The 20,553-nt window shown below is 68.6% G+C and carries 20 protein-coding genes; 19 read left to right on the top strand and 1 reads right to left on the bottom strand.

What is annotated here, in order from left to right; genetic code table 11:
* The first annotated feature begins 1 nt into the window (after window position 1).
* From motB to LGN19_RS26990, 13 genes are all read left to right on the top strand, one after another.
* A complete protein-coding gene (motB, locus tag LGN19_RS27050; protein WP_226218084.1) occupies window positions 2–1,018 on the top strand; it encodes a flagellar motor protein MotB in 1,017 nt (338 codons plus the stop codon).
* 107 nt (window positions 1,019–1,125) lie between these two features.
* Window positions 1,126–1,503 (top strand): response regulator, encoded by a 378-nt coding sequence (locus tag LGN19_RS27045; RefSeq protein WP_122944126.1) that lies wholly within the window; start codon window positions 1,126–1,128, stop codon window positions 1,501–1,503.
* Window positions 1,504–1,536: 33 nt separating this feature from the next.
* A complete protein-coding gene (gene cheA, locus LGN19_RS27040; protein WP_226218082.1) occupies window positions 1,537–3,780 on the top strand; it encodes a chemotaxis protein CheA in 2,244 nt (747 codons plus the stop codon).
* Window positions 3,781–3,831: 51 nt separating this feature from the next.
* Entirely contained in the window at window positions 3,832–4,347 is a 516-nt protein-coding gene (cheW, locus tag LGN19_RS27035; RefSeq protein WP_226218080.1) for a chemotaxis protein CheW, read from the top strand.
* Between the two features lie 37 nt (window positions 4,348–4,384).
* Window positions 4,385–6,352, top strand: coding sequence for a methyl-accepting chemotaxis protein (locus LGN19_RS27030; protein ID WP_226218077.1), 1,968 nt, complete (start codon window positions 4,385–4,387; stop codon window positions 6,350–6,352).
* A 3-nt stretch (window positions 6,353–6,355) separates the two neighbouring features.
* Window positions 6,356–7,339, top strand: coding sequence for a CheR family methyltransferase (locus LGN19_RS27025; RefSeq protein WP_226218074.1), 984 nt, complete (start codon window positions 6,356–6,358; stop codon window positions 7,337–7,339).
* Complete coding sequence (gene cheD, locus LGN19_RS27020) at window positions 7,336–8,061, top strand: chemoreceptor glutamine deamidase CheD (RefSeq protein ID WP_122944130.1); 726 nt, start codon at window positions 7,336–7,338, stop codon at window positions 8,059–8,061. Before LGN19_RS27025 ends, cheD begins: the two co-directional genes overlap by 4 nt.
* Window positions 8,058–9,149, top strand: coding sequence for a protein-glutamate methylesterase/protein-glutamine glutaminase (locus LGN19_RS27015; RefSeq protein ID WP_122944131.1), 1,092 nt, complete (start codon window positions 8,058–8,060; stop codon window positions 9,147–9,149). The genes cheD and LGN19_RS27015 overlap by 4 nt, the downstream gene beginning before the upstream one ends.
* A gap of 67 nt (window positions 9,150–9,216) precedes the next feature.
* The gene (cheY, locus tag LGN19_RS27010; RefSeq protein ID WP_006485893.1) at window positions 9,217–9,612 is read left to right on the top strand and encodes a chemotaxis response regulator CheY; all 396 of its coding nucleotides are present in this window, start codon (window positions 9,217–9,219) and stop codon (window positions 9,610–9,612) included.
* Window position 9,613: 1 nt separating this feature from the next.
* Window positions 9,614–10,345 (top strand): protein phosphatase CheZ, encoded by a 732-nt coding sequence (gene cheZ / locus LGN19_RS27005; protein ID WP_122944132.1) that lies wholly within the window; start codon window positions 9,614–9,616, stop codon window positions 10,343–10,345.
* Window positions 10,346–10,604: 259 nt separating this feature from the next.
* Window positions 10,605–11,108 (top strand): DUF2844 domain-containing protein, encoded by a 504-nt coding sequence (locus tag LGN19_RS27000; RefSeq protein WP_226218072.1) that lies wholly within the window; start codon window positions 10,605–10,607, stop codon window positions 11,106–11,108.
* A 16-nt stretch (window positions 11,109–11,124) separates the two neighbouring features.
* Window positions 11,125–12,360, top strand: coding sequence for a DUF3443 family protein (locus tag LGN19_RS26995; RefSeq protein WP_226218069.1), 1,236 nt, complete (start codon window positions 11,125–11,127; stop codon window positions 12,358–12,360).
* Window positions 12,361–12,526: 166 nt separating this feature from the next.
* Window positions 12,527–13,039, top strand: coding sequence for a VOC family protein (locus LGN19_RS26990; protein ID WP_122944135.1), 513 nt, complete (start codon window positions 12,527–12,529; stop codon window positions 13,037–13,039).
* Window positions 13,040–13,055: 16 nt separating this feature from the next.
* On the opposite strand, the gene LGN19_RS26985 is transcribed toward LGN19_RS26990, so the two are convergent.
* Window positions 13,056–13,460, bottom strand: coding sequence for a hypothetical protein (locus tag LGN19_RS26985; protein ID WP_226218066.1), 405 nt, complete (start codon window positions 13,458–13,460; stop codon window positions 13,056–13,058).
* On the opposite strand from LGN19_RS26985, the gene LGN19_RS26980 reads away from it, so the two are divergent.
* The 6 genes from LGN19_RS26980 (at window position 13,459) to LGN19_RS26955 (ending at window position 20,551) form a co-directional block, all read left to right on the top strand.
* Window positions 13,459–13,818, top strand: coding sequence for a hypothetical protein (locus tag LGN19_RS26980; protein ID WP_226218064.1), 360 nt, complete (start codon window positions 13,459–13,461; stop codon window positions 13,816–13,818). The genes LGN19_RS26985 and LGN19_RS26980 overlap by 2 nt on opposite strands.
* A gap of 17 nt (window positions 13,819–13,835) precedes the next feature.
* Entirely contained in the window at window positions 13,836–14,216 is a 381-nt protein-coding gene (locus LGN19_RS26975) for a DUF805 domain-containing protein (protein WP_122944137.1), read from the top strand.
* A gap of 340 nt (window positions 14,217–14,556) precedes the next feature.
* Window positions 14,557–15,753, top strand: coding sequence for a flagellar biosynthesis protein FlhB (gene flhB, locus LGN19_RS26970; RefSeq protein WP_122944138.1), 1,197 nt, complete (start codon window positions 14,557–14,559; stop codon window positions 15,751–15,753).
* A gap of 100 nt (window positions 15,754–15,853) precedes the next feature.
* On the top strand, window positions 15,854–17,953 hold the full coding sequence (gene flhA / locus LGN19_RS26965; protein WP_226218060.1) for a flagellar biosynthesis protein FlhA: 2,100 nt from the start codon (window positions 15,854–15,856) through the stop codon (window positions 17,951–17,953).
* Window positions 17,950–19,740, top strand: coding sequence for a flagellar biosynthesis protein FlhF (flhF, locus tag LGN19_RS26960; protein WP_226218057.1), 1,791 nt, complete (start codon window positions 17,950–17,952; stop codon window positions 19,738–19,740). Before flhA ends, flhF begins: the two co-directional genes overlap by 4 nt.
* Complete coding sequence (locus LGN19_RS26955; protein ID WP_174962403.1) at window positions 19,733–20,551, top strand: MinD/ParA family protein; 819 nt, start codon at window positions 19,733–19,735, stop codon at window positions 20,549–20,551. The genes flhF and LGN19_RS26955 overlap by 8 nt, the downstream gene beginning before the upstream one ends.
* Window positions 20,552–20,553: the final 2 nt, after the last annotated feature.

The raw sequence follows: 20,553 nt of genomic DNA, 5'->3' as shown, positions 1-20,553 counted from the left end.
GATGAGCAAGAGCAAGGATCGCGCAATCGTCGTCAAGCGGGTGGCCCCGGCGAAGAAGGGCCACCACGGCGGCGCATGGAAGCTCGCATACGCGGACTTCATGACCGCGATGATGGCGTTCTTCCTGCTGATGTGGCTGCTGAGTTCGGTCACGCCGGTGCAGCTGAAGGGGATCGCCGAATACTTCAACACGCCGCTGAAGGCCGCGCTGTTCGGCAACGGCGACCGCAGCTCGCAGGATTCCAGCATCATCAACGGCGGCGGCCGCGACCTGTCGAGCATCGACGCCGGCACGCTGCGCCGCACCGACGGCACGACGCAGCTCGCCGAGCGCTTCGCGAAAGTGGGCGACGAGCATTCCCGGTCGCAGGCGCAGGGCGCGCAGGACCGGCTCGAGCAGGCACGCCTGCACGACCTGCAGATCAAGCTGATGGCCGCGATCGAGGCCAACCCGACGCTGCGCCAGTTCAAGCAGCAGATCCGCATCGATTCCACGCTGATGGGGCTGCGCATCGAGATCGTCGATACGCAGAAGCGGCCGATGTTCGCGATGTCGAGCGACCAGGTCGAGCCGTACATGCGCGACATCCTGCGCGAGATCGGCAAGACGCTGAACGACGTGCCGAACCGGATCATCGTCCAGGGCCACACCGACGCCGTGCCGTACTCCGGTGGCGAGGGCGGGTACAGCAACTGGGAGCTGTCGGCCGACCGCGCGAACGCGTCGCGCCGCGAGCTGATCGCCGGCGGCATGGACGAGGCGAAAGTGCTGCGCGTGCTCGGCCTCGCGTCGACCCAGAACCTGAACAAGGCCGACCCGCTCGATCCGGAAAACCGCCGGATCAGCGTGATCGTGCTGAATCGTAAATCCGAAGAGGCGCTGATGCGCGACGATGCGACGACCACGACGCTGTCGTCCGATGCGGCCGGTTCGCAGCAGCTCGCGCAGCAGCTGGCCCCGTCGCCGGCCGCGCGCCCGGCGCTCGCGGCGTCCGCCGTCGCCGTGCCGAAACCCTGACGTTTACAAGATTCCGAGACACGTATGAAACGACCCCCACGCTCACTTTGTTCGCTGCCCCCCGCGGGGGCGGTCAGCCTCCTTGGGGCGGCCCGGCGGAGGCTGACATGATCCGAACCATTCTCGCCATCGACGACTCCGCGACCATGCGTGCGCTGCTGCAGGCAACGCTGATGCAGGCCGGCTACGACGTGACGGTGGCGCCGGACGGCGAGGCCGGCTTCGACCTGGCGGCCACCGTGCCGTACGACCTGGTGCTGACCGACCAGAACATGCCGCGCAAGAGCGGGCTCGAAGTGATCGCCGCGCTGCGCCAGCTGACCGCCTATACGGAAACGCCGATCCTCGTGCTGACGACCGAAGGCAGCGACGCGTTCAAGGACGCCGCGCGCGACGCGGGTGCGACCGGCTGGATCGAGAAGCCGATCGACCCCGCCGTGCTGGTCGACCTGGTCGCGACGCTGTCCGAACCGGCCGCTTCCTGACATTCACGCGACGCATTCAACCCGGGACCGGGCATGACTCTCGACATCACTCAGTTCTACCAGACATTTTTCGACGAAGCGGACGAGCTGCTCGCGCAGATGGAGCAGCTGCTGCTGAACCTCGACGTCGATTCACCCGACCCCGAGGATCTGGCCGCGATCTTCCGCGCCGCGCATTCGATCAAGGGCGGCGCGGCGACGTTCGGCTTTTCCGCGCTGACCGATACGACGCACATCCTCGAATCGCTGCTCGACCGCGCGCGCAACCATGAGCTGACGCTGACCAAGGACATGGTCGACGCGTTCCTCGAGACCAAGGACGTGCTGTCCGACCAGCTCGTCGACTACCGCGCCAGCGCCGAACCCGACGCGGCCGCCGCCGCGACGATCTGCGCGAAGCTCGAACGGCTGAAGGCCGAGAGCAGCGCGGGCGCGCCTGCGGCGCCGGTCGTTGCTGCTGCTGCCGCTCCGGCGGCTCAGATCGCGGAACCGGCCGCCAGCGACGATCGCGCGCCCGACCACGTGATCGAGCAGGCCGTCGCGGCCGCGCATCCGGCGGCCGACGCGGGCGAAGGCGGCCCGCACCTGAAGATCACGCTCGTGGGCGTCGATGCGAAGGATCGCGAACTGCTCACCGAAGAACTCGGCAACCTCGGCCGGATCGTGGGCCGCGAGGAAGCGGGCGCCGACCTGACGCTGTGGGTCGAATCGGACGTGCCGTCCGACGACATCGTCGCCGTGTGCTGCTTCGTGATCGACGAAAGCCAGATTCGCGTTGCGCACGGCACGGCGCCGGCCGCGCCGGCTGCCGCGCAGGAAGCCGCGGCACCGGTGGCAGAACCGGCCGCCGCCGCGCAACCGGTGCGCGCCGAAGTATTCGCGCCGCAGGCCGCCGCGCCGCAACCAGCCGCATCGGCAGCGGCGCCCGCGCCCGCCGAGCCGGCCGCCGCCGCCGCCGCCGCCGCGCAAGCGCAACAGCCGTCCCAGCACGCGCACGCCGACCACGCACCGCAGGCCGCCGCGCATCACGACGACAAGCGCGCGCGCCCGGCCGCCGCGGCTGCATCGGGCGCCGAAGGCAGCTCGATCCGCGTCGGCGTCGAGAAGGTCGACCAGCTGATCAACCTGGTCGGCGAGCTGGTAATCACGCAGGCGATGCTCGCGGAAACCGCGAGCGCATTCGATCCGGCGCTGCACGACCGCCTGTTCAACGGGATGGCGCAGCTCGAGCGCAACGCGCGCGACCTGCAGGAAGCGGTGATGTCGATCCGCATGATGCCGATGGACTACGTGTTCAGCCGCTTCCCGCGGCTCGTGCGCGACCTCGCCGGCAAGCTCGGCAAGCAGGTCGAACTGGTTACGTTCGGCCAGGCGACCGAACTCGACAAGAGCCTGATCGAACGGATCATCGATCCGCTGACCCACCTCGTGCGCAACAGCCTCGACCACGGGATCGAGACCGTCGACAAGCGCGTCGCCGCTGGCAAGGACGCGGTCGGCCAGCTCGTGCTGTCGGCCGCGCATCACGGCGGCAACATCGTGATCGAGGTGAGCGACGACGGCGCGGGCCTGAACCGCGAGCGGATCCTCGCGAAAGCCGCGAAACAGGGCATGCAGGTGTCCGACACCATCAGCGACGACGAAGTCTGGCAGCTGATCTTCGCGCCGGGCTTCTCGACCGCCGAGACGGTGACCGACGTGTCGGGCCGGGGCGTCGGGATGGACGTCGTGAAGCGCAACATCCAGTCGATGGGCGGCCACGTCGAGATCACGTCGCTGGCCGGCCGCGGCACGACCACGCGGATCGTGCTGCCGCTCACGCTGGCGATCCTCGACGGGATGTCGGTGAAGGTCGGCAACGAGATCTTCATCCTGCCGCTGAACTTCGTGATGGAGTCGCTGCAGCCGTCGAACGACGACATCTACACGGTCGGCAACGGCGAGCGCGTGGTGCGCGTGCGCGGCGAATACCTGCCGCTCGTTGCGCTGCACGAGGTGTTCTCGGTCGAGGACGCGCGTACCGACCCGACGCAAGGGATCGTCACGATCATGGAAACCGAGGGGCGCCGCTTCGCGATGCTGATCGACGAGCTGGTCGGCCAGCAGCAGGTGGTCGTGAAGAACCTCGAAACCAACTACCGCAAGGTGCACGGCATCTCGGCGGCGACCATCCTCGGCGACGGCAGCGTCGCGTTGATCGTCGACGTCGCGGCGCTGAACCGCGAAACCCGTGCGACGCACGGCGCCCGTGCCGGCGCCGAGCTCGCGATGTTCTGATGTCTCTCGCCATTCAACCGATTGGGGGCAAACGTGGCTGCTGAAGTCCAAATGATCAATCCGGCCGCGGCGAACGCGGCAACGAGCCGCCGCAACGCGGAGCAAGGCGACGCGGCGGGACAGGAATTCCTCGTGTTCACGCTCGGCGACGAGGAATACGGGATCGACATCCTGAAGGTGCAGGAAATCCGTGGCTACGACAGCGTCACGCGCATCGCGAACGCGCCCGAGTTCATCAAGGGCGTGATCAACCTGCGCGGGATCATCGTGCCGATCGTCGACATGCGGATCAAGTTCCATCTCGGCCGCGTCGAGTACGACCACCAGACCGTCGTGATCATCCTGAACGTCGCGCATCGCGTGGTCGGGATGGTGGTCGACGGCGTGTCGGACGTGCTGACGCTGCAGACCGACCAGATCATGCCGGCGCCGGAATTCGGCGCGACGCTGACGACCGAGTACCTGACGGGCCTCGGCACGGTCGACGGCCGGATGCTGATCCTGATGGACATCGAGAAGCTGATGTCGAGCCGTGAAATGGCGCTGATCGAGACGCTCGGCGGGTAAGCGCGCCGCGCGCGCAGGAATTTCGGGAGAATCTGCAATGTTGCATAACTGGTCGATCCGTACGACGCTCACGGCGGTCGGACTCATCCTCGCGGCGCTTGCCGCAGCCGTTGGCGGGCTCGGCCTGGTGGCGCTGAATCACGCGAGCCGCTCGCTCGACGAGATCGCGCACGTCGACCTGCCGGCGCTCCACACGCTCGACGACACGTCGTCGTACCTGCTGCGCGCGCGCGTGTCGCTCGACCGCTTCCGTTCGCTGACGGAGGGGGGCAACACGGCCGAAGCGGCCAAGGTGCTCGACCGCGCGCAGGAGCTGTATGCGAAGTCGAACCAGAACTGGCAGGCGTTCCAGCAGACGCCGAAGCTCGGCATCGACCAGGCGCTCGTCGACGACCTGACCGCGCGCTACACGACGATCGTGAAGGAAGGCGTCGAGCCCGAGTTCGCGGCCGCGCGCGCGGGCGACATGGCCGCGTACCACGCGGTCGCCGATACGAAGATCAGCCCGATGTTCGTCGCGTACGACCAGGCCGCGTCGGCCGTGATCGCATCGTTGCAGAAGCGCGCGGAAGATCGCCAGGCCACGACGCAGTCGCAGATCTCGCTGATGGTCGGGCTGATCGCGGCCGGCATCGCGATCGCGTTCGTCGTCGTGGTCGCGATCCGTTTCGCGCTGCGCGGGCTGATCGTGAAGCCGCTCGAGGACGCGATCGCGCACTTCGAGCGGATCGCCGGCGGCGACCTCACGCAGCCGGTCAACGTGTTCAGCACGAACGAGATCGGCCGGCTGTTCGGCGGCGTCAAGCGGATGCAGGACGCCGTCACGACGATGGTGCAGGCCGTGCATCGCGGTACCGAATCGATCGACGTCGGCGCGCGCGAGATCGCGACCGGCAACATTGACCTGTCGCAACGTACGGAGGAGCAGGCCGCATCGCTGCAGGAAACCGCGTCGAGCATGGAGCAGCTGACGGGCACCGTGCGGCAGAACGCGGAGAACGCGCGGCAGGCCAGCCAGCTCGCGGTGAACGCATCGGACATCGCGACGCAGGGCGGTGACGTGGTCGGCCAGGTCGTGTCGACGATGCAGGACATCGCGGCGAGCTCGGGCAAGGTCGTCGACATCATCGGCACGATCGAAGGCATCGCGTTCCAGACCAACATCCTCGCGCTGAACGCGGCGGTCGAAGCCGCCCGCGCGGGCGAACAGGGCCGCGGCTTCGCGGTGGTCGCGGGCGAGGTGCGCTCGCTCGCGCAGCGCAGCGCGAGCGCCGCGAAGGAAATCAAGCAGCTGATCGGCGATTCGGTCGAGAAGGTCGAAAGCGGATCGGCGCTCGTGTCGCGTGCCGGTTCGACGATGGACGAGATCGTGCAGGCCGTGCGCCGCGTGACCGACATCATGGGCGAGATCAGTGCCGCGTCGGACGAGCAGTCGACCGGCATCGAGCAGGTCAACCGCGCGGTCGGCCAGATGGATTCGGTCACGCAGCAGAACGCGGCGCTCGTCGAGCAGGCAGCGGCCGCGGCCGCGTCGCTCGAGGAGCAGACGCGCCAGATGAAGGCGATCGTGTCGAGCTGGCACGTGGCGGGCGGCATCGTGCTCGCGCCGTCGCGCGGGGTGGCACGGCCGGTCGCGCATGCGCCGGCGGCCGTGCCGGCGCTGCCGTCGGAGCCGCGTTTCGACGCGGCGCCGGTCGCCGCGCTGCCGGCCCCGCAGCCCGCCGCACAACCGGCACGGCGCGCCGCGCCGGCGCCGCGTGCTGTGGCTGCGTCGGGCGCGAGCCACGAACCGAAGCGCGCGGCCGATGCCGGCGCGCACGTGCAGAAGGACGCACCGGCTTCCCGCGGTACCGCCGCGGGCGGCTATGGGCCGCGTCTCACGAAATCCGCCGCACCGGCCGACAAGCCGGCGGCGAAGCCCGCACTCGTGCGCCCGGCGCTGAACGGCGAGAAGCCGGCGGCGGCCACGGCCGGCACGTCCGACGACGACTGGGAGACCTTCTAAACCATGCCGCACGCGCGCGCGCCGTTTCGACCCGATGCACCGGATGCCTCGCCTCGCGCGGGCGAGCCGGGGCGCGATTTCGCGTTCACGGGCGCGGATTTCGCACGCATTCGCGCGCTGATTCATCAACGCGCGGGGATCTCGCTGTCCGAGCACAAGCGCGACATGGCGTACAGCCGCCTCGCGCGCCGCTTGCGGGCGCGCGGCCTCGACACGTTCCGCGACTACCTCGACCTGCTCGAGCAGGAAGACGATCCGCTCGAGTGGGAAGCGTTCACCAATGCGCTGACCACGAACCTGACCGCGTTCTTCCGCGAGTCGCACCATTTCCCGATCCTGTCGGATTTCGTGAAGGGGCGGCCGGCGCCGGTATCGGTCTGGTGCTCGGCGGCGTCGACCGGCGAGGAGCCTTACTCGATCGCGATCACGCTGATCGAGGCGCTCGGCGAATCGGCGGCACGCGGCGCGTCGATCCTCGCGACCGACCTCGACACGCAGGTGCTCGCGAAGGCGGAGGCCGGCATCTACACGTACGACCAGGTCAAGCACCTGGCACCGGAGCGGCTGAAGCGCTTCTTCCTGAAGGGCACGGGCCCGCAGGCCGGCCGCGTGAAGGTGCGCCCCGAGCTGCGCGCGATGATCCGCTTCGAGCAGCTGAACCTGACCGATGCGGACTACGGAATCGCGAAGCCGTTCGACGCGATCTTCTGCCGCAACGTGATGATCTATTTCGACAAGCCGACACAGGGGCAGGTGCTGTCGCGCTTCGAGCCGCTCGTGAAGCCGGGCGGGCTGCTGTTCGCCGGGCATTCGGAAAACTTCACGTATGTCTCGCAGGCGTTCCGGCTGCGCGGGCAGACGGTGTACGAACTGACCCGCGACGCCGGGCAGGGCGCACGGCCGCGTGGCGCGCAGGCGCTAGCGATGCCGTCGCCGGTGCGCGCACGGGCCGCGGGTGCCGTATCGGCCCTGGGAGAGCGCGGATGAGCGCCCTGCCGATCGCCACCAATCGCTACTTCGACAGCCACTTCGGCCGTCCCGGCGTGAAGCTGTTGCCGAACGAGTTCTACACGACGTCCGAGGACATGGTGCTGATGACCGTGCTCGGCTCGTGCGTCGCCGCGTGCCTGCACGACCCGTATGCGGGCATCGGCGGAATGAACCACTTCATGCTGCCGGACGATGGCGCCGATCCGGGCGCGGCCGCGTCGGAATCGATGCGCTACGGCGCGTATGCGATGGAAGTGCTGATCAACGAGCTGATCAAGGCCGGCGGGCGCCGCGAACGCTTCGAGGCGAAGGTGTTCGGCGGCGCGGCCGTGCTGGCCGGGATGACGACCATCAACATCGGCGACCGCAACGCGGATTTCGTGCGTCGCTACCTGGCGCTCGAACGTATCCGCATCACGGCGGAAGACCTGCAGGGCGTGCATCCGCGCAAGGTCGCGTTCATGCCGAACAGCGGGCGCGCGATGGTGAAGAAGCTGCGGCTGCAGGTGCCGGGCGTCACCGAGCGCGAAGCCGCACTGGCCCGCGAGGCCGATCGCGCCCGCGCCGCACGGCCGCGTCCGCAGGTCGAGCTGTTCGCGGCGAAGCGTCCGGCCCCGCCGCAGCCGGCGCGGCCGCGCATCGAGCTGTTCGGCGCGCGCGGCGCCGCGCCGGCCGGCGGCGTGCGGGCGGCGAACCTATCAAGAAAGCAGGAGGCATGACCGCAGTGCAGAAGATCAAAGTATTGTGCGTCGACGATTCGGCGCTGATCCGCAGCCTGATGACGGAGATCATCAACAGCCAGCCCGACATGACGGTGTGCGCGACCGCGCCCGATCCGCTCGTCGCGCGCGAGCTCATCAAGCAGCACAACCCCGACGTGCTCACGCTCGACGTCGAAATGCCGCGCATGGACGGGCTCGACTTCCTCGAGAAGCTGATGCGCCTGCGGCCGATGCCGGTCGTGATGGTGTCGTCGCTGACCGAGCGCGGCTCGGAAATCACGCTGCGCGCGCTCGAACTCGGCGCGGTCGATTTCGTCACGAAGCCGCGCGTCGGGATCCGCGACGGGATGCTCGACTACGCGGAAAAGCTCGCCGACAAGATCCGCGCGGCGTCGCGCGCACGCGTGCGCCAGGCGCCGCAGCCGCAGGCCGTCGCACGCGCGGCGGCGGGCCAGCCGGCCGCGCCGATGATCAACAACCCGCTCGTCAGTACCGAGAAGCTGATCATCATCGGCGCATCGACGGGCGGCACCGAGGCGATCCGCGAAGTGCTGACGCCGCTGCCGCCGGATGCGCCGGCCGTGCTGATCGCGCAGCACATGCCGCCGGGCTTCACGAAATCGTTCGCGCAGCGGCTGAACGGCCTGTGCCGGATCGCGGTGAAGGAAGCCGAGCACGGCGAGCGCGTGCTGCCGGGCCACGCGTATATCGCGCCGGGCCACGCGCACCTGTTGCTTGCGAGAAGCGGGGCGAACTATATTGCGCAACTGTCGGACGAGCCGCCGGTGAACCGGCACCGTCCGTCGGTCGACGTGCTGTTCCGCTCGGCGGCGACCCACGCGGGCAAGAACGCGATCGGGGTGATCCTGACCGGGATGGGCCGCGACGGCGCGGCCGGTCTGCTGGAAATGAAACGCGCGGGCGCTCACACGTTCGCGCAGGATGAAGCAAGCTGCATCGTGTTCGGGATGCCGCGCGAGGCGATCGCGCTCGGCGGCGCGGACGAGATCGTGCCGCTCGCCGAGATGAGCCGCCGCGTGATGGCGCGCCTGGCGACGATGGGCGACCGCGTGCAGCGCGTTTGAATGGAATGTCACGGGGCGCGTGCCACGATACGCGTCCCGACGGAAACGAATCTGGAAAGGAACGACGATGGACAAGAGCATGAAAATCCTGGTGGTGGACGATTTCCCGACGATGCGCCGGATCGTCCGCAACCTGCTCAAGGAACTGGGCTACTCGAACGTCGACGAAGCCGAGGACGGTCTTGCCGGCCTAGCGCGGCTGCGCGGCGGCGGCTACGACTTCGTGATCTCGGACTGGAACATGCCGAACCTCGACGGCCTCGCGATGCTGAAGGAAATCCGCGCGGACGCGACGCTCACGCACCTGCCGGTGCTGATGGTCACGGCCGAGTCGAAGAAGGAGAACATCATCGCGGCCGCGCAGGCCGGCGCGAGCGGCTACGTCGTGAAACCGTTCACGGCCGCGACGCTCGACGAGAAGCTGAACAAGATCATCGACAAGATGGCGAAGGCCGGGAGCTGACGTGAACGAGCCGATCCATGCCGCATTGACCGGCGCCGGGTTCAGCGCCGACGGCCAGGCCGAAGGCGCCGATTTCGCGAGCGACCGCATCCTCGCGCGCATCGGCCATGTCACGCGCACGCTGCGCGACTCGATGCGCGAGCTCGGGCTCGACAAGCATGTCGAGCGTGCGGCGGAAGCCGTGCCCGATGCACGCGACCGGCTGCGCTACGTCGCGACGATGACCGAGCAGGCCGCCGTGCGCGTGCTGAATGCGATCGAGGTCGCGAAGCCGATGCAGGAGCGCATCCAGAACGAGGCCGAGGCACTCGATACGCGTTGGGCGCAGTGGTATGCGGCGCCGATCGAGCACGCGGAAGTGCGCGAGCTGATGGACGATACGCGCACGTTCCTGCGCACGCTGCCGGAATCGACGTCGGCGACCAGCGCGCAACTGCTCGAGATCATGCTCGCGCAGGATTTCCAGGACCTGACCGGGCAGGTGATCAAGAAGATCATGGACATGGTCTACCTGATCGAGCAGCAGCTCCTCACCGTGCTCGTCGAGAACATCGCGCCCGAGCGGCGCGAGCAGTTCGCGGCCACCGCGGCCGCGCTCGCGGCCGTGCAGATGAGCTCGACCGGCAGCCCCGAGTCGCTGCTGAACGGCCCGCAGATCGCGCCGGAAGGCAAATCCGACGTGGTCCAGGACCAGGGGCAGGTCGACGACCTGCTCGCCAGCCTGGGCTTCTGACTCTGCCGCATGCATCGGCGCGCCATGTTTCGCGAGGGCGCCCGATGCGCGCGTCACCGCGCCACCCTATCGTTTCCCCCCATCCGCCGCACATGTGCGGCCCGGCGATCCTGTGTCAAATTGACACTTCGACACACTCAGCAGGCATACTACGCGTCAGCAGCAACGTAGCGTCATTCGTACGATTTCATATGTTGGGAGGCGGCGCGGGCCCGATGGCCGCACCGTCGGCAACGAAGCCAGTCCCTTGGGGGGGAACGTGAAGCTGAAACGCTTGGGCTGGGCCGTCGCGCACGCGGCGGCTGCAATGGGTGTGTTGTGGAGCGTCCACGCACACGCGGAACTGGGCGGCGCGCCGATGACGCCGCCGGCGGACGATCAGGCCGCAACCGTGCGCGCATTGCAGCGCGCGATGCGTCCGGCAGACGGCGTGCAGACGAGCACGGCCACCTATACCGTCCGCGAGATCACGCTCGGATCGGGCACCGTCATCCACGAATACACGTCGGCCGCCGGCAGCGTGTTCGGCCTCGCGTGGCGAGGGCCGACGATGCCGGATCTCGCGTCGCTGCTCGGCAGCTATTTCCCGCAGTACACCGCTGGCGTCCAGGCGGCGCACCAGGCGCGCGGCTGGCGCGCGCCCGTGTCCGTCAATACGAGCGGCCTCGTGATCCGGACGGGCGGCCACATGGGCGCCTTCTCGGGCCAGGCGTGGCTGCCGGCGGCGCTGCCTGCCGGCCTGGCCGGCACCGATATCCAGTGACAGCGGGAGAGCGATCTTGAGCATTCCTCGTACATTCAAGCGCTGGCTCGGCGTGCTGGGCCTCGCGGCGGCAACGGCCGTACTCGTGACGGCATGCGGCGGCGGCGACGGCGGCGGCAACTCGGGCAACAACGGCAACAACGGTTCGGGCGGCTCGGACGGCAATTCCGGGAACAAGGCGGTCATCACCGTCAACGCCGGCGTTGCGAACGTGATCAACATCCCGACCGTCAGCGTGAAGGTCTGCGCGCCGGGCACGTCGAACTGCCAGGTGGTCAACAACGTGCTCGTCGATACCGCGTCCTACGGGCTGCGGCTCGTCGGCAGCGCGGTGTCGGGCGTGCTCGCCAGCTTCCCGCAAGTGACGAGCGGCGGCGCGCCGGTCGCCGAGTGCGGCAAGTTCGTGTCGAGCTATACGTGGGGGTCGGTGCGCACGGTCGACCTGTCGATCGGTTCCGAGCAGGCGAGCTCGCTGCCCGTGCAGATCGTCGGCGACCTCGGCACGACGAACGTGCCGAGTTCGTGCACGAACGGCGGCGCATCGGCCAATACTGCGAGCGCGCTCGGCGCGAACGGGATCCTCGGCATCGGGCCGGCGCCGGTCGACTGTGGCACGACCTGCGCGACGTCGACGTCGTCGAGCAACAACTACTACGCGTGCCCGAACGGCAACAACGCGAACTGCACGGTCGCGCTCGTGCCGATTGCGCAGCAGGTGGCCAACCCGGTTCATCGTTTCGCCGACAGCAGCGGGGTGAGCGTGACCATGCCGAGCATCTCGGATAGCGGGCAGGCGAGCGCAACCGGGACGCTGACGTTCGGCCTGCCCGACCTGACCGGGAAGACCGTGATGACGTCGACCACGACGGGCGATGTCAGCGCAACGTTCCAGGGGCGCAACGTGACTGCGTTCTTCGATACGGGTTCGAACGCGTATTTCTTCAACGATTTGACGAACACGTCGACGACCTGCCCGAAGAACACACAGTTCTACTGCCCGGTATCGCCGCCGGCCAGCTACTCGGCGACGCTGAGTGGCCAGAACGGCGTGGCCGCGACCGTGGCGATGTCCGTCGCGAACGCGGATGTGCTGTTCTCGAACCCGTCGACGTTCGCATTCGACGACATCGCGGGCCCGTTCGGATCGTCTGGCTCGCTCGACATCGGCATGCCGCACTTCTACAACCGGACGATCTTCTTCGGGATGGACAAGACGGCGAGCGGCGGCGCGCAGCCTTTCGTCGCGTTCTGACGCGGTACGGCCGGACATGGAAGCAGGGGGCGAGCGATCGCCCCCTTTTTTTATCCGGCGGCCGCGCGCGGCACGACGGGTCGGACCGGATCGCCGCCGCGCGCGGGCCCAGCGCCTACGATGTAATACCGGCACTCGTCCGGCACGATATCGAGGAGGCAGCGCCATGAACCCGCGCATACAACGCATCACGCCATTCCTGTGGTTCGACCGCGACGCCGAGGCGGCGGCCGGTTTCTACGTGTCGGTGTTCGACAACGCGCGCATCGTGCACGTCGCGCGCTACGGCAAGGCCGGCGCACACGTAGCCGGCAGCGCGGAGGGCGCGGTGATGACCGTCGTGTTCGAGCTCGACGGGCTGGCGTTCGTCGCGCTGAACGGCGGCCCGGTATTCCAGATCACGCCGGCCGTGTCGTTCGTCGTCAACTGCCGGGACCAGGCCGAAATCGACCGTTACTGGGCGCGCCTGTCCGAAGGCGGCGACGAGCGCGCGCAGCAGTGCGGCTGGTTGCGCGACCGGTTCGGCGTGTCGTGGCAGGTCGTGCCGGTGCAGATGGCCGAACTGATGACGGGCGATCCGGCGCGCGCGGAGCGCGTGATGGCGCAGGTGATGACGATGAAGAAGCTCGATCTCGGCGCGCTGCAGCGTGCGGCGGCGGGCCAGGGCGCGGGCCCGTGACCGGCACGAACGGGCGCTAGACCGGTGGCCGGCCGTTGCGCATCAGGCGCGTGTGGTCGAGGAAGCGGTGGCCTGGCCCGTACGTGGTGCTCTCGATCTGGACGGCATCGGCCGGCGCGGCCAGGTGCCCGGCGCCATCGACCGACACCGATTCGATCTCGACGACCGGCACGCACCAGGCCGCGCGGGCGCGTTCCGCCGGTTCGCCGCGCGCGTCGGCGCAGCGGAACACGAAGCTGGCGGGGAAATCCTGCGCGCGCAGGGTTTGCGTCGACCCGTTCCACGCGTGATGCAGGGCGATCGTGCCAGGGTGCGGCGCGTCAGGCGCCTGCGCACCGGACGGCAGGGCCGGCGTATGCGCGCAGCCGGCGGCCAGCGCGCACGCGAGCAACAGCGACGGGACGAGCGGATGACGGTGCATGGTGCGGTTCGACCGGAATCGGGATTGGCGAAGGGTAGCGCGCTTTGCACGCCTGCGTCATGCCGGCAGGTTAATCGAATGCGGCACCTTCGCGCCGATTATCGATCGCGCTCGATTTCATTTGGTTGTAATCAAAAGCTGGATTATCTCGAGCTGTAATTTCCGTCACGTTTTCAAGATTATTAAAATGACGCGGCATGCAAGCCTGCGACGCAGCGTTACGCCATTGCGGCCGTTCTCGCGTTGTATCGGCAGGCCGGATGAGCGGGCGGGCGCGCCGGCCAGCATGCGAAAAGAGATGGAGTGCGTCGAAATTCAAACATATAATGCCGGCGTTGTTTCCGGGGTGCCAATATAAAACAGGAGGGTAATAAAATGAATTTTTCAGAAGCCGTTCGTTCCGTACTCAATAAATACGCGACATTCGAAGGCCGTGCGCGTCGTGCCGAATACTGGTATTTCGTGCTGCTGAGCTTCATTCTTTCGATCGCCGCCCAGGTCATCGGCGTGGCGGGCCGTCACGCGGGCCTGATCACGCTGCTGCTGCTCGGCGTGCTCTCCCTGGTTTCGCTGGCGCTGATCATTCCGGGCATCGCGGTCAGCGTCCGCCGCCTGCACGATACGGGCCGCTCGGGCTGGTTCCTGCTGATCGCGCTGATTCCGATCGTCGGCAGCATCCTGCTGCTCGTGTGGACGTGCTCGCGCGGCACCGAAGGTCCGAACCGCTTCGGCGCGGATCCGATTCCGGCGGCCTGACCGACGCCTGCCCCGACGCGCGACGCCGTCGCGTCGGGGCCTGATTTCGCGTCGCACTCGCGGCGTCGTTACGCTGCTTCACGCTTTCCGCCCCTTTTCCTCGCTTCACGCGGTCGCCGCTCCGTCCGGAGCCCAGCCCCGTCATTGCGCCGGCCGGCACGTTGTTCCGCCGCGCCGCACACCGTTCCGTCCCCCTGTCGAGCCCCGTTCGCACCGGCTCGCCCGATTCTTCGAAATACCCCCCTTTCCCGGCTTTGCTCGACCGATCGGCGTTTGACGCCTCCATGAATAATCGGTGTCACTGGAAAGCGGCATTCCGCCGTACCCGACTGGAGGCCCCGTGGCAGACGAGAGCGATCTCGACAAGACCGAAGCCGCCACTCCCAGGCGCCGCGAGAAGGCGCGCGAGGAGGGGCAGGTCGCGCGTTCGCGCGAACTGGCTTCGTTCGCGCTGCTCGCGGCCGGGTTCTACGGCGCGTGGCTGCTCGCAGGCCCGTCGGGCGGGCATCTGCAGGCGATGCTGCGCGGCGCGTTCACGTTCGATCGCGCGACCGCGTTCGACACCAACCGGATGCTGTCGGCGGCCGGCAGCGCGAGCCTCGAAGGCTTCGCCGCACTGCTGCCGCTCCTCGCGCTCACCGGCCTTGCCGCGTTGCTCGCGCCGATGGCGCTCGGCGGCTGGCTGATCTCGCAGAAGACGTTCGAGCTGAAGTTCGACCGGCTGAACCCGATTTCGGGCCTCGGCCGGATCTTCTCGATCCAGGGGCCGATCCAGCTCGGGATGTCGCTCGCGAAGACGCTGGTCGTCGGCGGGATCGGCGGCATCGCGATCTGGCGCAGCAAGGACGAGTTGCTTGGTCTCGCGACCCAGCCGCTCGGCGTGGCGCTGCCCGATGCGCTGCACCTGGTCGCCGTGTGCTGCGGCACGACGGTCGCCGGGATGCTGGTGGTCGCCGCGCTCGATGTGCCTTACCAACTCTGGCAGTACAACAAGAAGTTGCGCATGACGAAGGAAGAAGTGAAGCGCGAGCATCGCGAGAACGAAGGCGATCCGCACGTGAAGGGGCGGATCCGCCAGCAGCAGCGCGCGATCGCGCGCCGCCGGATGATGGCGGCCGTGCCGAAGGCCGACGTGGTCGTCACGAACCCGACGCACTTCGCCGTCGCGCTGCAATACACGGACGGCGAGATGCGCGCGCCGAAGGTCGTCGCGAAGGGCGTGAACCTCGTCGCCGCGCGCATCCGCGAACTCGCGGCCGAACACAACGTGCCGCTGCTCGAAGCGCCGCCGCTCGCGCGTGCGCTGTATCACAACGTCGAACTCGAGCGCGAGATTCCCGGCTCGCTGTACTCGGCCGTCGCCGAAGTGCTCGCGTGGGTCTACCAGCTCAAGCGCTTCCGTTCGGAAGGCGGTGCGTTCCCGGCGGTGCCGGTCGATCTGGATGTGCCGGCCGACCTCGACAAAGGCGCGTCGGTGTCCGCCGACGACGAGCGCGAGGAGCAGGAAGACAGCCTCGGTAAGGCGGGTACGGCATGATTCGCCCCCACGCTCACATTTGTTCGCTTGGGGAGGCGCAGCCCCCCCATCTCCCGACAGCAGTTGAATCGGGGTCGCGGGCGGCCCGGCGGGAGGCAGCATGAGCACCCCGACCAGCCTGTTCGCGAAGCGCCCGAACCTGCTCGCGGGGACCAACCTGCGCGCGCTCGCGGGCCCGATCCTCATCTGCATGATTTTGGGGATGATGATCCTGCCGCTGCCGCCGATGCTGCTGGATCTGCTGTTCACGTTCAACATCGCGCTGTCCGTGATGGTGCTGCTCGTCAGCATGTACACGATGAAGCCGCTCGACTTCGCGGCGTTCCCGAGCGTGCTGCTGTTTTCCACGCTGTTGCGCCTGTCGCTGAACGTCGCGTCGACGCGCGTCGTGCTGCTCGAAGGCCACACGGGCCCCGATGCGGCCGGCCAGGTGATCGAGGCGTTCGGCCATTTCCTCGTCGGCGGCAACTTCGCGGTCGGCATCGTCGTGTTCGTGATCCTGATGATCATCAACTTCATGGTGATCACGAAGGGCGCGGGGCGGATCGCCGAAGTGTCCGCGCGCTTCACGCTCGACGCGATGCCCGGCAAGCAGATGGCGATCGACGCCGACCTGAACGCGGGCCTCATCAACGAAGAGCAGGCGCGCAAGCGCCGCCAGGCCGTGTCGCAGGAAGCCGAGTTCTACGGGTCGATGGACGGCGCGTCGAAGTTCGTGCGCGGCGACGCGATCGCCGGCCTGATCATCATGGCGATCAACGTGATCGGCGGGCTGATCGTCGGGATGGTCCAGCACGACATGACGTTCGCCGCGGCCGGCACGAACTACACGCTGCTGACGATCGGCGACGGCCTCGTCGCGCAGATCCCGTCGCTCGTGATCTCGACCGCGGCCGGCGTGATCGTGTCGCGCGTCGCGACCGACGAGGACATCGGCACGCAGATCACCGGCCAGCTGTTCACGAACCCGCGCGTGCTGAACATCACCGGCGCGATCATCGTGCTGATGGGGCTGATCCCCGGCATGCCGCACTTCGCGTTCCTCGCACTCGGCGGCGGCGCGATCTGGCTGGCCCGCACGCAGACCAAGCGCGCGGCGGCCCGCAAGGCAGCCGGCGACGTGACCGACATCGCGCCGCCCGCCGTGCTGCCGTCGGACAGCCACGAGGCAACCTGGGACGACGTGCAGCTGATCGATCCGCTCGGGCTGGAAGTCGGCTACCGGCTGATTCCGCTCGTCGACAAGAACAGCGACGGTGAGCTGCTCAAGCGCATCAAGAGCATCCGCAAGAAATTCGCGCAGGAAATCGGCTTCCTGCCGCCGGTGATCCATATCCGCGACAACCTCGAACTGCGGCCGAACGCATACCGGATCGCGCTGAAGGGCGTCGAGATCGGCGTCGGCGAAGTGTTCCCGGGCCAGTGGCTCGCGATCAACCCCGGCCAGGTGACGGCCGCGCTGCCGGGCGCCGTCACGCAGGATCCCGCATTCGGGCTGCCGGCCGTGTGGATCGACGTCGCGATGCGCGAACAGGCGCAGGTGTACGGCTACACGGTGGTCGACGCGAGCACGGTCGTCGCGACGCACCTGAACCATCTGGTCGTCCAGCACGCGGCCGAGCTGCTCGGCCGCCAGGAAGTGCAGGCGCTCGTCGAGCGCACCGGCAAGGATGCGCCGTCGCTCGTCGAGGACCTCGTGCCGAAGACGATCTCGCTGACGACGCTGCAGAAGGTGCTGCAGAACCTGCTCGAGGAAGGCGTACCGATCCGCGACATGCGCACGATCCTCGAAGCCGTGTCCGAGAACGCGGGCCGCGGCGACGCGTTCGAGATCACGGCCGCGGTGCGGCTCTCGCTCGGCCGCGCGATCACGCAGCAGTGGTATCCGGGCGCCGGCGAAATGCAGGTGATGGGCCTCGACTCGAATCTGGAGCGCGTGCTGTCGCAGGCGCTCGCCACCGGCGCGAACCCGGGCCTCGAGCCCGGCCTCGCACACAACCTTCTGACCGGCACGCAGCAGGCGATGCTGCGTCAACAGAATCTCGGGCTGCCGCCCGTGCTGCTCGTGCAGCACGCGCTGCGCGCGATGCTCGCGCGTTTCCTGCGCCGCAGCCTGCCGCAATTGAAAGTGCTGTCGTATGCCGAAGTGCCGGACACACGCACGATCAAAGTCGTTAACGTCATCGGGGGTTCCGCTTGAACATTCGCAAATTCACCGGCGCAACGAGCCGCGACGCACTTCGTCTCGTGCGCGAGGCACTCGGCGCCGACGCGGTCGTGCTGTCGAACCGCACGCTCGATGACGGCAGCGTCGAAATCGTTGCACTAGCCGATTCGGACCTGGCCGCGGTGACGCCGCCGGCCGCGGCGCGGCCGCGCATCGCGGCATCGCGCGCGGCGGAATCCGTGCCGGCCGCCGCGGTGCCGGGCATCGTGTCGCGCCCGGGCGCGGCGCTGGCCCGCCCGGCCGTCAATCCGTATGCAGCGGGCGAAGGCGGGCTGCCGGACGTGTTCTCGTCGGTGTTCGGCGCCAGCGCCGACGCGGACGCGGACGATGCGGCAGCGGCACAAGCTTCGGCGATCGATGCGGACGCGTTGGGCGGCACTGCGCCGGGCGACATCCCGGCTGCGGCCGCACCGTCTTCCGTCTTCCCCGTTTCCAGCGCGCCGGCTGCGGCTTCCGAACCCGCACCGTGGCTGGTCGAGCACGCGAAGCGCCTGACGCAGCAGCGCGACGCGCTGATGGCGCGTGCACAGGCGACGCCCGCCGCGCCGCAAGCGAGCGCGCCTGCCCCGCAGGCCGCCGCGAGCGCGACGCCGCCCGACTGGGCACGCGACATCGTGCGCGACGCCGAACGCCGGATGCCGGCCGCCGCCACCCGCGCGCCCGACACGAACACGAGCGCGGCGCATGCCGCGAAGGCGGCCGAGCGCACGCGCCTGTCCGCCGACGCGGCCGCCGTGGTGGCCGATGCGGTGAAGTCGCGCATCGAGCGGATCGTCAACGATACGGTGATGCAGGAGCTCGGCGAACTGCGCGGGATGATGGAAGAGCAGTTCGACAGCCTGATGTGGCACGACCGCCAGCGTCGCAGCGCCGTGCATGGCGCGCTGACGAAGCACCTGTTCGCGGCCGGTTTCTCCGCGCAGCTCGTGCGGATGCTGGTCGACAACCTGCCGGCCGGCGACGATGCTCAGACCATCGAACAGGCCGCCGAATGGGCGCAGTCGGTGCTGGCGTCGAACCTGCCGGTGCTCGACAGCGAGGACGCGCTGATGGAGCGCGGCGGCGTGTTCGCGCTGATGGGGCCGACGGGGGTCGGCAAGACCACCACCACCGCGAAGCTGGCCGCGCGCTGCGTGATGCGCTTCGGCGCGAGCAAGGTCGCGCTGCTGACCACCGACAGCTACCGGATCGGCGGCCACGAGCAGCTGCGCATCTTCGGCAAGATCCTCGGCGTGCCGGTGCACGCGGTGAAGGATGCCGGCGACCTCGCGCTCGCGCTGTCCGAGCTGCGCAACAAGCACATCGTGCTGATCGACACGATCGGCATGAGCCAGCGCGACCGCGCGGTATCCGACCAGATCGCGATGCTGCACGGCGCGAACGCGCCGGTGCAGCGCCTGCTGCTGCTCAACGCGACGAGCCATGGCGACACGCTCAACGAAGTCGTGCAGGCGTACCGCAGCGCGGGCGAACATCCGGACCTGGCCGGCTGCATCCTCACGAAGCTCGACGAGGCGACCCACCTCGGCGGCGTGCTCGACACCGTGATCCGCTACAAGCTGCCGGTCCACTACGTGTCGACCGGCCAGAAGGTGCCGGAGAACCTGTACGTCGCATCGACCCGCTTCCTGCTGAAGAGCGCGTTCTGCGTACCGCGCGACGGCTCGCCCTTCGTGCCGCAAGACGAGGACATGCCGACGCTGCTTTCCGCATTGACCGCACGTTCCACCGCCGAGCTGCACGAGGTGCGATTTGGATAAACGAATCATCGATCAGGCCGAAGGGCTGCGGCGCCTGCTGGCCGGGCGCGCATCGCGCATCGTCGCGGTGACGGGCGGGCCGGCGGGTGTCGGCTGCACGACCGCCGTCGTGAACCTGGCGGCGGCGCTCGCGTCGCTCGGCAAGGATGTGCTCGTCGTCGACGAGCGCGCCGACGTGCAATCGGCCAGCGCGACGCTGGCGGGCGCGTGGCTGCGCGACGGCGAGCGCACGCGGGTGGCGGCCGGCTTCGGCCTGTGCGCTGCCGCGCGGCTTGCGCGCGCCGGCTACACCGACGCGCAGCTGAGCGATTTCATCGACGGCCCGGCCGACATCGTCCTCGTCGACGCGCAGCTCGGCGCCGACGGCGCGTTCTCGGCGCTCGCGCGCGAGGCGCACGACGTGCTGGTCGTCACGCGGGTCGCCGCGCAGGCGATCACCGAGGCGTACGCGTGCATGAAACGGCTGCATTTCGCGCATGCGTTCGCGCAGTTCCGCGTGCTGACCAATCACGTCGGCAGCCATGCGGACGCGAAGGTCGCGTTCGACAACCTCGCGGGCGTCGCAAGCCGCTACCTGACGGTGTCGATCGCCGATGCCGGCTGCGTGAGCGCCGATCCGCTCGTCGAGCATGCGCGCGAACTGATGCGGGCCGCGGTCGATGCGTTCCCGTCGTCGGCCGCTGCGCGCGACTACCGGCAGATTGCCGCCGACCTGCTGTACTGGCCGATGCGCCCGCGTTCGGGTGCGGGCCGCGCGGTGCACGCGGGCGGCAAGCCGTCGTATGAGGCGGGCGCGGCACACGCCGCGTGAGT

It is taken from the genome of Burkholderia sp. AU30198, from assembly GCF_020419825.1.
Classification (GTDB): domain Bacteria; phylum Pseudomonadota; class Gammaproteobacteria; order Burkholderiales; family Burkholderiaceae; genus Burkholderia.
The sequence above is the reverse complement of the archived record's forward strand: the minus strand, read 5'-3'. Positions and strand labels throughout refer to the sequence as shown.